General features: G+C 62.8%; 17 protein-coding genes. 5 read left to right on the forward strand and 12 right to left on the reverse strand.

Annotated elements, in window-relative coordinates:
- Window position 1: 1 nt before the first annotated feature.
- The 3 genes from O1W68_RS03165 to O1W68_RS03175 all read right to left on the reverse strand — a co-directional run bounded on the left by O1W68_RS03165 (window position 2) and on the right by O1W68_RS03175 (window position 1,885).
- A complete protein-coding gene (locus tag O1W68_RS03165) occupies window positions 2-946 on the reverse strand; it encodes a hypothetical protein (protein WP_269301426.1) in 945 nt (314 codons plus the stop codon).
- Window positions 947-1,045: 99 nt separating this feature from the next.
- Complete coding sequence (locus O1W68_RS03170) at window positions 1,046-1,525, reverse strand: ATP-binding protein (RefSeq protein ID WP_269301427.1); 480 nt, start codon at window positions 1,523-1,525, stop codon at window positions 1,046-1,048.
- Between the two features lie 21 nt (window positions 1,526-1,546).
- Window positions 1,547-1,885 carry an STAS domain-containing protein gene (locus O1W68_RS03175; protein WP_269301428.1) on the reverse strand — a complete coding sequence of 113 codons (339 nt, stop codon included), beginning with the start codon at window positions 1,883-1,885 and terminating at the stop codon, window positions 1,547-1,549.
- A 151-nt stretch (window positions 1,886-2,036) separates the two neighbouring features.
- Between O1W68_RS03175 and O1W68_RS03180 the strand changes: the two genes are divergently transcribed.
- Window positions 2,037-2,414 carry a fluoride efflux transporter FluC gene (locus O1W68_RS03180; protein ID WP_269301429.1) on the forward strand — a complete coding sequence of 126 codons (378 nt, stop codon included), beginning with the start codon at window positions 2,037-2,039 and terminating at the stop codon, window positions 2,412-2,414.
- Complete coding sequence (locus O1W68_RS03185) at window positions 2,411-2,770, forward strand: CrcB family protein (RefSeq protein WP_269301430.1); 360 nt, start codon at window positions 2,411-2,413, stop codon at window positions 2,768-2,770. The genes O1W68_RS03180 and O1W68_RS03185 overlap by 4 nt, the downstream gene beginning before the upstream one ends.
- Window positions 2,771-2,775: 5 nt before the next feature.
- On the opposite strand, the gene O1W68_RS03190 is transcribed toward O1W68_RS03185, so the two are convergent.
- The 4 genes from O1W68_RS03190 to O1W68_RS03205 all read right to left on the reverse strand — a co-directional run bounded on the left by O1W68_RS03190 (window position 2,776) and on the right by O1W68_RS03205 (window position 4,841).
- Entirely contained in the window at window positions 2,776-3,342 is a 567-nt protein-coding gene (locus tag O1W68_RS03190; protein WP_442972266.1) for a YdcF family protein, read from the reverse strand.
- Between the two features lie 279 nt (window positions 3,343-3,621).
- Window positions 3,622-3,822: a hypothetical protein gene (locus O1W68_RS03195; protein WP_136170116.1), complete on the reverse strand. Its 201-nt coding sequence runs from the start codon at window positions 3,820-3,822 to the stop codon at window positions 3,622-3,624.
- 108 nt (window positions 3,823-3,930) lie between these two features.
- Entirely contained in the window at window positions 3,931-4,449 is a 519-nt protein-coding gene (locus O1W68_RS03200; RefSeq protein ID WP_269301431.1) for an META domain-containing protein, read from the reverse strand.
- Window positions 4,450-4,541: 92 nt separating this feature from the next.
- A complete protein-coding gene (locus O1W68_RS03205) occupies window positions 4,542-4,841 on the reverse strand; it encodes a hypothetical protein (RefSeq protein ID WP_269301432.1) in 300 nt (99 codons plus the stop codon).
- Between the two features lie 145 nt (window positions 4,842-4,986).
- Here O1W68_RS03205 and O1W68_RS03210 point away from each other — a divergent pair, with 145 nt between their 5' ends.
- A complete protein-coding gene (locus tag O1W68_RS03210; protein WP_269301433.1) occupies window positions 4,987-5,460 on the forward strand; it encodes a hypothetical protein in 474 nt (157 codons plus the stop codon).
- A 141-nt stretch (window positions 5,461-5,601) separates the two neighbouring features.
- On the opposite strand, the gene O1W68_RS03215 is transcribed toward O1W68_RS03210, so the two are convergent.
- Entirely contained in the window at window positions 5,602-7,059 is a 1,458-nt protein-coding gene (locus tag O1W68_RS03215; RefSeq protein WP_269301434.1) for an MDR family MFS transporter, read from the reverse strand.
- A 113-nt stretch (window positions 7,060-7,172) separates the two neighbouring features.
- Between O1W68_RS03215 and O1W68_RS03220 the strand changes: the two genes are divergently transcribed.
- Complete coding sequence (locus tag O1W68_RS03220) at window positions 7,173-7,808, forward strand: TetR/AcrR family transcriptional regulator (protein ID WP_269301435.1); 636 nt, start codon at window positions 7,173-7,175, stop codon at window positions 7,806-7,808.
- Window positions 7,809-7,817: 9 nt separating this feature from the next.
- Here the strand turns inward: O1W68_RS03220 and O1W68_RS03225 are convergent, their stop codons facing one another.
- A complete protein-coding gene (locus tag O1W68_RS03225; protein WP_442972267.1) occupies window positions 7,818-8,060 on the reverse strand; it encodes a hypothetical protein in 243 nt (80 codons plus the stop codon).
- Window positions 8,061-8,065: 5 nt separating this feature from the next.
- Window positions 8,066-9,529: a flavin-containing monooxygenase gene (locus O1W68_RS03230; RefSeq protein WP_269301436.1), complete on the reverse strand. Its 1,464-nt coding sequence runs from the start codon at window positions 9,527-9,529 to the stop codon at window positions 8,066-8,068.
- A gap of 90 nt (window positions 9,530-9,619) precedes the next feature.
- On the opposite strand from O1W68_RS03230, the gene O1W68_RS03235 reads away from it, so the two are divergent.
- A complete protein-coding gene (locus tag O1W68_RS03235) occupies window positions 9,620-10,210 on the forward strand; it encodes a TetR/AcrR family transcriptional regulator (protein WP_269301437.1) in 591 nt (196 codons plus the stop codon).
- A gap of 68 nt (window positions 10,211-10,278) precedes the next feature.
- Here the strand turns inward: O1W68_RS03235 and dmpG are convergent, their stop codons facing one another.
- Complete coding sequence (gene dmpG, locus O1W68_RS03240; protein ID WP_136170125.1) at window positions 10,279-11,313, reverse strand: 4-hydroxy-2-oxovalerate aldolase; 1,035 nt, start codon at window positions 11,311-11,313, stop codon at window positions 10,279-10,281.
- Window positions 11,310-12,254, reverse strand: a complete 945-nt coding sequence (locus O1W68_RS03245; RefSeq protein ID WP_136170126.1) for an acetaldehyde dehydrogenase (acetylating) — start codon at window positions 12,252-12,254, stop codon at window positions 11,310-11,312. Before O1W68_RS03245 ends, dmpG begins: the two co-directional genes overlap by 4 nt.
- Window positions 12,255-12,265: the final 11 nt, after the last annotated feature.

Raw genomic sequence — 12,265 nt, forward strand, 5'->3', positions numbered from 1 at the left:
CTCAGGCGGGCGTGAATCCGATTTCCGATATCTCGGACGCGAATCCGGATGTGTCGGGCGCAAGCTCGGCCACCCACACCAACACGGCGCGTGAGCCCGGAACCACCTCGGTGGGGATGGTCGTCACGCCGCGGCCCGATACAGCGGACCCGAGGACGCGCGTCGAGCTCAGCGTGGCGTTCGGTTCCGGTGGCGTCCGGATCTCGACGGTCGTTCCGGCCACCGGGGTCGAAATCCAGACCGCGTCGAAGTCCACCTGATAAGCGAAGTTGACCAGAAGACCGATTCCATTGTTGGTCGTGCCGAAGGGGCTTCGGTAGTTGTCCGTGGACCATGCAGTCGCCGGATTCGCGTCGATGGCCAGTTGCGCATCACCCGGGTTGTCGGGGCTGCGCACCGCGGACCACACCTCGGCGCCGGCCGGCAGAATCGGTGCCGGCGGCGGCTTGATCGGCATCGCCGACGGCAGGTCCGGTGCCGCCGCGACGTTGGATACGTCGCCGAGGTTGTTCCCCAAGATCGTGGTGGACAGTAACCACCCCAGCAGGCCGAATGCTCCGACCGCTGCGCCTGCGGCGAGCACCCACGTCAATTTTCGGCGCGGCCCTACCGCATCCGCGTCGGGTGGCGCCTCGGTCGGTGGTGCGAAGGGGCTGCGAGACCCGAGTTCCTCGATCACGGCAACGTACGGCGTCGTCTCCAGGACGTCGAACTGTCCTTGTTTTCCTCGACCGTGCGCGCGCGCGTTCTCGATGAATCTTCCGAGCGCGTCGGGCCTCGGGTCATGGGACTGGATTGTTGCGATCCGGAACAGTGATAGGGAAAAGTCACGACCGGATGTCAGGTCCTTGGCACGCCAGCGGGCGCCCCAGCCGATGGACGGGCGACGCTGCAGCAATCGATACCGGTCCGCAACCACGGCACCGGGCACCTGCGAAGCATTCACTTGCGCCTCCACCCTCGGACTATGTCCCGATGGGGCGATTGTGCTACTTCACTATGTGCATGTCACGGTATTGGCCGAAGTCGGGTAGTGCGACTCCGGTCAAACAGATACGGGTGCGTCCCAGACAAGGCGGACTGTGGTGCCGTCGTGATCGGACGTCACGGCCGTGGTGTCGGCGAGCGCATGCATCAGGGGGACGCCCCGTCCGCGGGTCGCATCGGGCGCATGGACTGCCCACTCACCGTGGTCGCAGATGACCACTTCGATGGAGCCTGTCGCCGGGACGAACTGCGCATGCATGTCCAGTGTCCCCGGTCCAGCAGCTCCGGCATACGCATGCTCGACGCTATTGGCCAGCGCCTCGTAGGTAGCCAACACCACGTCGTAGACACGGTTGGGATCCACTTCGAGGCCGGTCAGCCATTGGCTCAGTGCGATCCGGAGTGCAGACGCTCGATCTGCCTCGGCAGCTTCCCCGTCGAAGTCCAGATGCATGGCGTCATCGAGTGGCGGACTGGAGTTCGGTTCGGTGGCAGGAGGGACCGTCGGGTCGCTCCCACCGAACACAATTGCCATCATTGCTCCGTCATACCCAAAGCGTCAGGATTTACCCACCTGAAGCGCATCCAACGCCTCCTCCACCGTCGCAAATATTCCGAATAGCTGATCGAGCCCGACCAGCGTCAGTGGCCGGCCAGTGGCTGGGCCGTCCGCAACCACGGCAAACCCCGCCGTGTCACCGAGTTTCTGATGTGTGGAGGCCAGCAGCGACATTCCTGCAGAAGCAAGGAATCCGACGTTGGAGAGATCGATGACGAGGGCCGTCGGTTGCTTCCCGCACACCAACTCGACCGATTCGGTCAGCTGCGGCGCGGTCACCAAATCGAGCTCACCGGAGACCGTCACGATGGCAGCGGTACCGCGCCACTGAACAGCCACGTCGAAATGTTGAGGGCCGAGCCCTGACTCGTCAAGCGTCACAGTCGACAAACATACCCGAGGGATACAAGTTCCCTCACCTGATGTGATTCTCGACGCCGGATACCCTCTCACCTGGCTTCGCTGCCGATTCGCACTAGGCTGAATTGCGATGAGCTACGACAGAATTCCCACCACCGTCGCAGTTGCCGTCGGCGGTGCGCTCGGGGCGGTGGTCCGCTACGAAATCTGGGATCGGCGCGAGTCCGCGCGATGGCTTCTACTGAGCACGTTTTCGATCAACGTGGTCGGGTGCCTACTCCTCGGCGCCGCGTTGGGATACCTGTCGGGCCACGCAGCGCCGATCCTGCGGCCCCTCGTCATCGGGACGTCCTGCGGTTTCACCACCTTCAGCTTCTATGCGCTGCAGGGAGTCACACATGACAATGCCTGGAATTCGGTCGTCTACATCGTGGTGACGCCCATCGCGGCCGTTGCAGCGCTCGGTATCGGCGCGCTCATCACTCGACCACACGAGTCCGTCAGGTGACCGTCCTCCTCGTCGCCATCGGTGGCGCGTGCGGCGCACTCACGCACTACGTGCTCACCGACTCGGTCACCGATAGTCGACGGGTCCTCCTGCTGACGATGGTCTCCTGCGGAGTGCTCGGGTTCGTCGTGGCCGCGTCGCCCCCGCAGTGGGCCCTCGGCCTCGCTGCCTTCGGTTTCCTCGCCTCGTTGGCGCCGATGTCCTCGGTTGCCCTGTTGGCGGTCGGGTATGCGCGTCGACGACGGTTTCGAGTGGCGGCACTTTTTCTCACCGCCACTGTCGTAGGTGGGATCGCCTGCGCGATGCTCGGGTACCTACTGTGGCAGTCCGGTGTCACGCTCTACAGCAAACTCTGACTCGCTCAGACGTTCTCGCATCCACCCTGCACGCCGGCTTTCACAAAGCCTGCGAGCTGATACAGGTAGGTGTATTCCCACCGCACGAGCGAAAAGTCATAGGTGCGTGGGACCGGACGCATAGTGACCTCGCCGTCGAAGCACTGCCCGAAGATGAATCGAGCGCGCGGCAGATGGTAACGCCAGCTCACGACTATGACGTGCTTCCAGCCTCGTTCCTGCGCAAGCTGTTGGGTGAAGATCGCTTCCCCACGAGTCGTGCTGGGGACAGGATCGACACACAGCACGGTGTACTCGGCCGACTTCTTGTCGCAGTACTTCTTCATGACCGGATCCTTGGCACCGTAAGGATCCGACAGCACAACGGTGTCGGCAACACCTTGCTCGGCCAGGGACACGCCGTACGCCTCTCGGCCGTCGTGCTCACCGCCCAGGACGATGATCGCGTCGGCAGAGGTCACTGGGTCGATCGCAGCCCTCGTGAACGTCAGGTAGCCGCCGAATCCGATCAGTGACACAAGTAGAACCGGAAGCATGATGGCAACAATGGCCAAGGGGCTCCGACGAATCACACGTCGAGCCTAATCAGCGAGCCCGACCGGTGCATTTTCAGCGACCAACGTCACCCTGTGGGTCGGCCACGTCAATAGGCCAACCTCCCCGCTTGAATGGACCATTCAAGTGGTTGGGCGCACATCTCCCCGCTTGAATGGACCACCGAAGACATCAGATCGTATGAATGTCACATTGAAGCGATGGGTGGGCTACCGAAAATCCCGAACTCACCGCTTGAATGGACCATTCACGCACCGATCGGCCGCCGATAACGGCGGCCGATCGGTGCGAATGGCTTACTGGCTCGGCTGCGGCAGGTTGCAGTCCGTGACCTTCGGGTTGACGCCTGCGTAGTTGAGCGGGCCTGCGACGACGGTGAGAGCGATCGTGCCGACACCTGCGCAGTTCTCGGGCGCACTGGAGACATATCCGCGTTGGAATACTGCGATACCTCCGACCACAAGCCATACAAGGACGATCAGAGTGACGAACCGCATGATGAAACCCCTCCCGTAGCCGACCTTCGGCTACCGCGCATGGAGCGTATACCCCAGCCCTCGGGCCCCAAACCCTCTGCGCTGCCGGGTAAAACTATCTGGCGCAGATCAGCCCGCGACACGATTGGCCGCGATCGACCCGGCCGGCGAACTCAACGTCACGGTGTCTTCGCCGAGTGTCCATACCGGTGTGGAGTCGAGGAATTCCTGCAGCCAGCGGTCCTGCTCCATGAGCGCATCGTCGCATGCCATCATCGTCGATCCCATCGGACCGTTCGACGCCTCGGCACCGGGTCCGTCGATCACCCCGGCCTCGTTGTTCAGGGCTCCGAAGAATGTGTTGCATCCAGCATTGAATGCGACGGCATCGCCGGTGGTCGCGATCGAGATCTTCATCGAGGTGCCTGGCACGAGCGCATATCCGCTCACCTCGGTCGCCTCGAACGTCACCGCGTCGGTATCCGGTTGCGCTCCAGCACTTTCCGAAGTAGTTGCCGAAGCACTCCCCAACCCTGTCGCCGACGAGTCGTTGCCCTGACCACATGCCGATATATACGTACCTGCGGCAAACACGAGCGCGATCATCACGCTGTTACGCATTACGACGCCGACTCGAACGAATGTCATCGATGCACTCCCTGGCAGATGCGACGGGCCGGGTACTCGTCCGCGAGCACTGTACTGGGATCCGCGCCGGACGAGCACAGCGTCCGTCCGGTTCAATGCAACGGTTTGAGCACCCGACTCGGCACCCAATGCGTGACCGTCTCGCTACGATCCTTCGACATCAGCTCGTAGGTGACTCTGCCGATCCAGTCGCCGTCGACGGTCATCGACCATTCCGTCAAGTCTCCGGGCACCACTTTTCTGACCTCGAACCCTTCCGCGTTGTAGTTGCCGTGATGGTGCGGTGGCTGCGGATAGAGAATCGCCAGGTCGATCAAAACCTTGACCGACGGGGTGAGCACCTCGAACGGTCGACGCGAATGTGGACCTCCTCTCGATCTACGCGCAACCATTGTTCGACCATACGTTCGAATCGCCTCGTACTCAATCCGGCGTGGTGACATTTCCCAACAAGTGGATGCCCGACTCGACAAGAGGTGCCCTCTCCTGTGACGGTTGTGTGCACCTACGCCCCGATCCGTTTGGAGACATACCCGCATGAAGCTTTCGTCCTTACCCGTCCTGTGCATTGCTGCCGCTGTCTCCGTGGGGCTGGCCGGTTGCGGATCGGACGACAGCGCAGACGCTGCCCCCGATGTAGATATCTGCGCACAGCTGCAGGACATCGCGGACTTCGAAACTTCCTCGATGAGCACCCTGTCCGGAGACCCGAGCGATTGGCCTGCGATGCAGGCCTCGTTGAAGACGTATGCGGACGGCCTGAGCGAGCATTACGACCCGGCGATCAACGCCGACGATCCCGACGTCTCACCCGATCTCGCAAAGCTCAAGGATGCCAGCGTCGTCGCCACGAGCACTGCCGCCGACGCGCCGACGTACGAGGCTTTCACCGAAAAGTCGACGACGTCGATGGACGCAGACACTGCGCAGGACGCAATGGCGGCCAGCGATCGGGTCAACAAGTACGCGACCGAGAAGTGCGGATTCTCGCTCAGTCAGCCACCTGCTTAGGCCGATATCGGTAGCGAGCCGACACTCGCGTCGACGGCGAGAAAGTACACATCTCGCCGTCGAACCAAAGCCGCCGAACCGAAGCCGCCGAACCCAAAGCCGCCGAACCGTGGGCTCGAGAAGCGGGCTCGAGAACCGGTTTCAGTGGGCGGCGGTCAGTTCGGCATCGGACGACTCCTTTGACGTCTGCCGAATGAAGAAGGACGCTGCAACCGCGACGAGCGATATCACGCCTCCACAGACGAAGGCTGCCTGGACGCCGGATTCGCTCGCGCTGATTCCTTCTGCACCGCCGGCGAGTCTAGATGCAGCGGTATTGGACATGATCGTCACGAAAAGTGCGGTGCCTGCTGCGCCGGCCAGTTGCTGGACGGTATTGAGGATCGCACTGCCGTGCGAATACAGATCCCTGGGCAGCGATCCCAGCGATGACGTCATCAGTGGCGTCATGATCAGCGCGAGACCGACCGACAGCAGGACATGGATGCCGATGGCCATCGCAAGCGGGGACTCCGCGTCGAGCAGGGTCATGAGCCACAACGCTGCGCTGACGACGATGGTGCCGGGCACGACGAGTGGTCGAGCCCCGATGCGGTCGAATGCTCGGCCGACGAACGGTGCCAGAACGCCCATCATCAGGCCGCCCGGCAGCAGCATGAGACCTGTTGTGAGAGTGTCTAGTCCGCGTACATTCTGTAGATATATCGGCAGCAGAATCAGTGCGCCGAACAGGGTCATCAGGCTGATCGCCAGCAGCCCGAGGCCGATACTGAACGCGGGCGTGGAGAACGGCCGCAGGTCGAGAAGTGCCCGCCCTTCCTTCTGGCGCGCTATCTGTCGGAGCACAAAGACGACTAGTGCGACGAAGCCGACGACGAGCGGTATCCATACCGGTACGGACGAGCCCTCGGAGGAATGTCCGATACCGGCGAGGCCGTAGACGATTCCGCCGAATGCGAACGCGGACAGCACAACCGATATGGCGTCGAAGGGGGGCTTGCCCGTCGCGCCGACGTTCTTCACCAGTGCCGCTCCCACCCCGAACGCAACGAGGGCGATCGGCAGCACGAACCAGAACATCGCGCGCCAGGCGAACGAGTCGAGCACGATGCCGGAGATTGTGGGGCCGACGGCAGGCGCGACGGCAATGACGATCGAGATGACCCCCATCATCTTGCCGCGCTGGTGCACTGGGACGAGCCCGAGCACGGTGGTGATCAGCAACGGGAGCATGATGGCGGTGCCACCGGCCTGAATCACTCTGCCCGCCAACAGGAGTTCGAATCCCGGTGCCACGGCTGCCAGCAACGTTCCGGCGCTGAACAAGGTCATCGCCGTGATGAACATCTGCCGCAGGGTGAAACGCTGAAAGAGGTACCCCGTCGTCGGGATGACGACCGCCATGGTGAGCATGAACCCGGTGGTCAACCACTGCGCTGTAGTGGCAGTGATGGCTAGGTCGACCATGAGCCTGGGCAGCGCGACGCTCATGATCGTTTCGTTGAGAATCATCACGAAGGAAGCGACTACCAAGACGGCGATCAACATCTTGCTCGCCGAGGACAGCTCTTCCTCGGGGACGGTGTCTTGTGTCTGCATGAAGGAACTCTCCGGTTGGTCTCGACTGTTGCGATAGTTTCACGCAGCATGACAGTGACTGTCAATTCGATTCTCGCTGGTAAGTTGACACCGGAGCGACAAGGAGGTGGCCAGTGGGCGCACACAAGACGGACGCTGCCATCAGCGCAGTCCCCGACCTGCGCGAACGACGGCGTAGGGAAACCCGACGTGAGATATCGGAGGCTGCCCTGGACTTGTTCGAGCTTCAGGGAGCTGCCGCCACGACAGTCGACGACATCGCCCGTCGAGCCGGAGTGTCGCCAAGTACTTTCTTCCGTTCATTTGCAAACAAAGAAGAATCAGTATTGATCGCCGATATCGAGTTCGAGGCCGAGTTCACCGAATGGCTCGAGTCTTCGCCATCGGAGCGCATCACACTCGACGCGATCGAGAACATCTACGAACGCTCTGTCGTTCGATTCGTCACGGCGTCCGAAGACAGCACCGAACGATTGCTGCGGGTTCGACGACTCGTCCTGTCGGACGCTCAGGTGCGATCCGCTGCCTACGCCGCCGACGCGGTGATGCTGGCCTGTCTGACCGAGAAGGTGGCGACGAAACTGGACGTACCTTCCACCGCTCGCCTACTCATCGAGACGGCTGCATTGACCCTCCGAATCGCGGTGGACCGCTGGGCGGAAGTGGTCGACGGCGGTGACGAGTCCGCCGATCTCGTCACTGTTTATCGCGCAGTTCGGTCCGATCTTCGGCGCCTGGTTCGCGACTGAAACCCAGCGTCACCGCCAACGTGCGACGAACGGCCCGGTGTGAGTAGTGATCACGCACGTATCGGACGGCGTCGACGTTCGGGATTCCTTCGAGCACGACGGCACACGCGAGCGCTGTCCCGGATCACGACCCGTCAGGTAGATACCGAACTCGGGTTGTGGTCCGGCCGGCAGCGCTGTGCGCAGGCCTCTCCCCCGAATCAGGCGTCCCGACGGCAGTGGCATGACTCCGGCTGCGTCCTGGTCCCACACCGGATCTACCTGGTGAATTCGTATGCGGCGGGGTCTGCGGTGTGCAGGCGTCGTCGCATGGCGTCTGTCGACCAGGGCCAGCTGAAGCTGTTGGTGCCGGTTTTGTCGATGAAGTAGCTGGTGCAGCCGCCGATGTTGTAGACGGTGGTGGCCAGGGCGTGCGTTCGGTCGTCGTTGTAGGTCTGTTCGGCGTCGGCGCGGGTGTCGAATACTTCCGCGCCGAGCTCGCGGGTGGTGCGCACGAGGGACCGGATCAGACCCAGCTGTGTTTCGGTGACGGTGAAGGCGGACGCCAGGGTCCCTAGTCCCGGGCCCAGCAGGATCGCAAAGTTGGGGAAGCCGTGGGTGGTGGTTCCGAGGTAGGCCTTGGGGCTGCCGCGCCAGTGGTCGCTCAAGCTCAGTCCGTCGGCGTCGAATACTTGTTCTGCCAGAGGCATGTCCGTGATGTGGAATCCGGTACCGAAAATGATGATGTCGGCGGGCACCTCGACGCCGTCGGTACCGATTACTCCGGTTTCGGTGAGGCGGGCGACGCCGCTCGGGCGCACTGTGACGTCGGGACGGCCCAGTGTCGGATACCAGGTGTTGGCGAACAGTGGACGTTTGCACCCGAAAACATAAGCAGGCGTGACAGTCTCACGTAGCTCGGCATCACCGATCTGACGTTTGATCTGCCACCGGCCGATGACGTGGGCTATTTTCATGGCTCTGCTGTGCCGGGTTCCGAACGCGACGAGTTCGAGGATGCGGTAGATGACGGCGCGCTGAATGCGAGAGACATTGGGACTGTGGCGCAGTAGCCAGCGGAATGCTGTGGGCTGATGGTAGTTCGGCTTCGGGAGTACCCACTGCGGCGTGCGCTGATAGATCGTCACGTGTTCGGCGGCGTCGACGATCTCGGGCACGAATTGCACTGCGGATGCGCCGGTTCCGATGACCACGACGCGTTTACCGGTCAGGTCGACGTCGTGCCGCCAGCGTGCGGAGTGGAAGGTGACGCCGCCGAAGTCGGCCGCGCCGGGGAGATCGGGAGTGGACGGTGTGCTCCACGGGCCGGCTGCGCCGATCGCGAGAGTTGCCGTGATATCTCCGGTGTCGGTTCGGATCTTCCACTTTCCGTTCGCGTCGTCCCAGTGCGCGCCGAGGAAGGTGACGCCGAACCGTACGGCGTCGCGCACGCCCCAGCGGTCGGCGGTGGCGACGAGGTAGCGCTGAATTTCTTGTTGGTTTGCATAGAGTTTCGACCAGTCGGCGTTGTGCGCATCGGCGTACGAGTAGATCGGCGAGGGCACGTCGCATTCGCATCCGGGATAGGTGTTCTCGCGCCAGGTGCCACCGAACTCGGCGGCGCGTTCGATGATCAGAATGCTCTGCACACCCTCCTCGCGCAGCGCTCGATAGGCGGCGATGCCGGACATACCTGCGCCGACGATGACGGCGTCGTACTCACCGTCGAGAGTGTGGGTCATTCGCATGTGCTCCTCGGTTCGAGACGGTTCAAGTACCATGAGCATTGAAATACCATTGGTATCCGAAAGTCAATCGAAGGAGGCGAAGGCATGGCGCGACTGACCCGCGAGGAGTCTCGGGAAAGAACGCGGGCGGCCCTGCTGGACGTCGCAACCGAGCACTTCCTCGACCGTGGTTATGCGGATACCTCCGTCGACCGGATCGCGGAGGAAGCCGGCTACTCGAAGGGCGCGGTCTACTCGAACTTCGGCGGGAAAGACGAACTCTGCCGCGACGTCATTCGGGGGATCCGCGCACACAAGCTGACCGAGGCTGCCCAACTCACCGTGAGCATCACCAGCGTCGATACGTTCGAGTCAGCCGTTCGCCAGTGGTGCGAGCACGCGATCGGCGACCGCCGGTGGGCGCTATTGGAAATGGAGTTCGGCGCGCGCGGCCGCGTAAATCCCGTGATCGAGGAAGAGATCAGGGAGTCCAACCGCCAACTTCGCGCCGCGGCGGCCTATATGTTGGCCGACTTCGCTCGCAGACTCGACGTCGAGTTGACCGATACTCCCGAGAAGTCTGCCGACATCGTCGTGGGCCTCTGCCTGGGGATCGGGGTTCAACGAGCCTTCGATCCCGATATCTCCATCGAAGACCTCGTACACACGATCGTCAGACACGTGATCGCCACCTGACCGAAAAGCAGAAACCCCGGGTGCGGTCCCTGTCGCAGCGGACCACACCCGGGGTACTTGTTGCGTGACTACTTGCGAGCGGCAGCCAAATCCAGTGCGATATCGGTGATCAGGTCTTCCTGACCGCCGACGAGTCCACGTTCGCCGACGGCGAGCAGGATCGCGCGGGTGTCGAGTCCGTACTGCTTGGCAGCGGACTCGGCGTGACGCAGGAAGCTCGAGTAGACGCCCGCGTAACCGAGGGTCAACGTCTCGCGGTCGACCTGGACCGGCCGGTCCTGCAATGGACGCACGATGTCGTCTGCGGCATCCTGCAAGCCGAACAGATCGCAGCCGTGCTTCCAGCCGTTGAGGTCTGCGACGGCGACGAACGGCTCGATCGGGCAGTTACCTGCACCGGCTCCGTGACCGGCGAGGGAAGCGTCGACACGCATGACGCCTTCCTCCACCGCCACAACCGAGTTCGCTACCGACAGCGACAGGTTCTGGTGGGCGTGGATGCCGATCTGGGTTTCCGGGTCGAGGACGTCGCGGTATGCGCGCACTCGCTGGCGTACACCGTCCATCGTCAGACGGCCGCCGGAGTCGGTGACGTAGACGCAATGCGCGCCATAGGATTCCATCAGCTTGGCCTGCTCGGCGAGCTTCGCAGGCTCGGCCAGATGCGACATCATCAGGAAGCCGGATACGTCCATGCCCAGTTCGCGTGCCTTGCCGATGTGCTGTGCCGACACGTCGGCCTCGGTGCAGTGTGTCGCAACGCGGACGGAGGTGACTCCGAGCTTGAATGCATGCTCGAGTTCCTTCACGGTGCCCACGCCTGGCAGCAGCAGCGTCGTCAGCTTTGCGCGATGAACGACCTCGGCGGCGGCTTCGATCCATTCCCAGTCGGTGTTGCTGCCCGGCCCGTAGGTGAGGCTGTGGCCGGCGAGACCGTCTCCGTGGGTGACCTCGATGGCGTCGACGCCTGCACTGTCCAGGGCGCTTGCGATCCGGGCGACGTTCTCCGGGGTGATCCGGTGACGCATCGCGTGCATCCCGTCGCGCAGCGTCACATCTTGGATGTAGAGCGCGGCGCCGTCGATTGCGTTGGGGCGAGTCATCGTGCAGCCTCCAGAGTCTTGTTCTCAGCCAGCTTCTCCGCGACCTGAAGAGCAGCGGAGGTCATGATGTCCAGATTTCCCGCGTACGCGGGGAGGTAATGAGCGGCGCCTTCGACCTCGAGGAACACCGACACCTTCCACAGGCCCGGGCCCTTTTCGACGCCACCGGTGAGGGTTGCGACGGACTCCGCGTCGTCGAGCTGCGTGAACTGGACTTCCTGCTTGAGCCGGTAGCCGGGAACATAGGCCGAAACCTTCGCGACCATGTCCAGAATCGACTGACGGATCTTGTCCTGATCGGGGTTCGATACCAGTGCCAGCACCGTGTCGCGCATGATCAGCGGCGGCTCGGCGGGGTTGAGGACGATGATCGCCTTGCCGTGTGCAGCTCCGCCGACCTTCTCGATTGCTTCCGAGGTGGTTTCGGTGAACTCGTCGATGTTCGCTCGCGTGCCGGGTCCGGCGGACTTCGAGGCGATCGACGCCACGATCTCTGCGTAGTGCACGTCCGTGACCGAGGAAATCGCGGCGACGATCGGGATGGTCGCCTGTCCGCCACACGTCACCATGTTCACGATTGGTGCGTCGAGGTGCTCGTCGAGGTTGACTGCGGGCACCACGAACGGGCCGATGGCGGCGGGCGTCAGGTCGATCAGACGCTTGCCGTAGGGCCGCAGTGCTGCCTCGTTGGCCACGTGTGCCTGGGCGGACGTGGAGTCGAAGATGATTTCGATCTCGGCGAACTCGGGGTGATCGATCAATCCCTGCACGCCCGAGTCGACGGTGGAGACTCCCAACCGCCTGGCGCGAGCCAGTCCGTCGGAATTAGGGTCGATGCCGACCAATACGGCAATTTCGACGTTCTTGGCGATCCTCTTCAGCTTGATCACCAGGTCGGTACCGATGTTGCCCGATCCGATGACCGCAACTTTCGTGCTCATATACTGCCCGC

The organism is Rhodococcus sp. H36-A4, assembly GCF_027158005.1.
Lineage (GTDB): Bacteria > Actinomycetota > Actinomycetes > Mycobacteriales > Mycobacteriaceae > Rhodococcoides.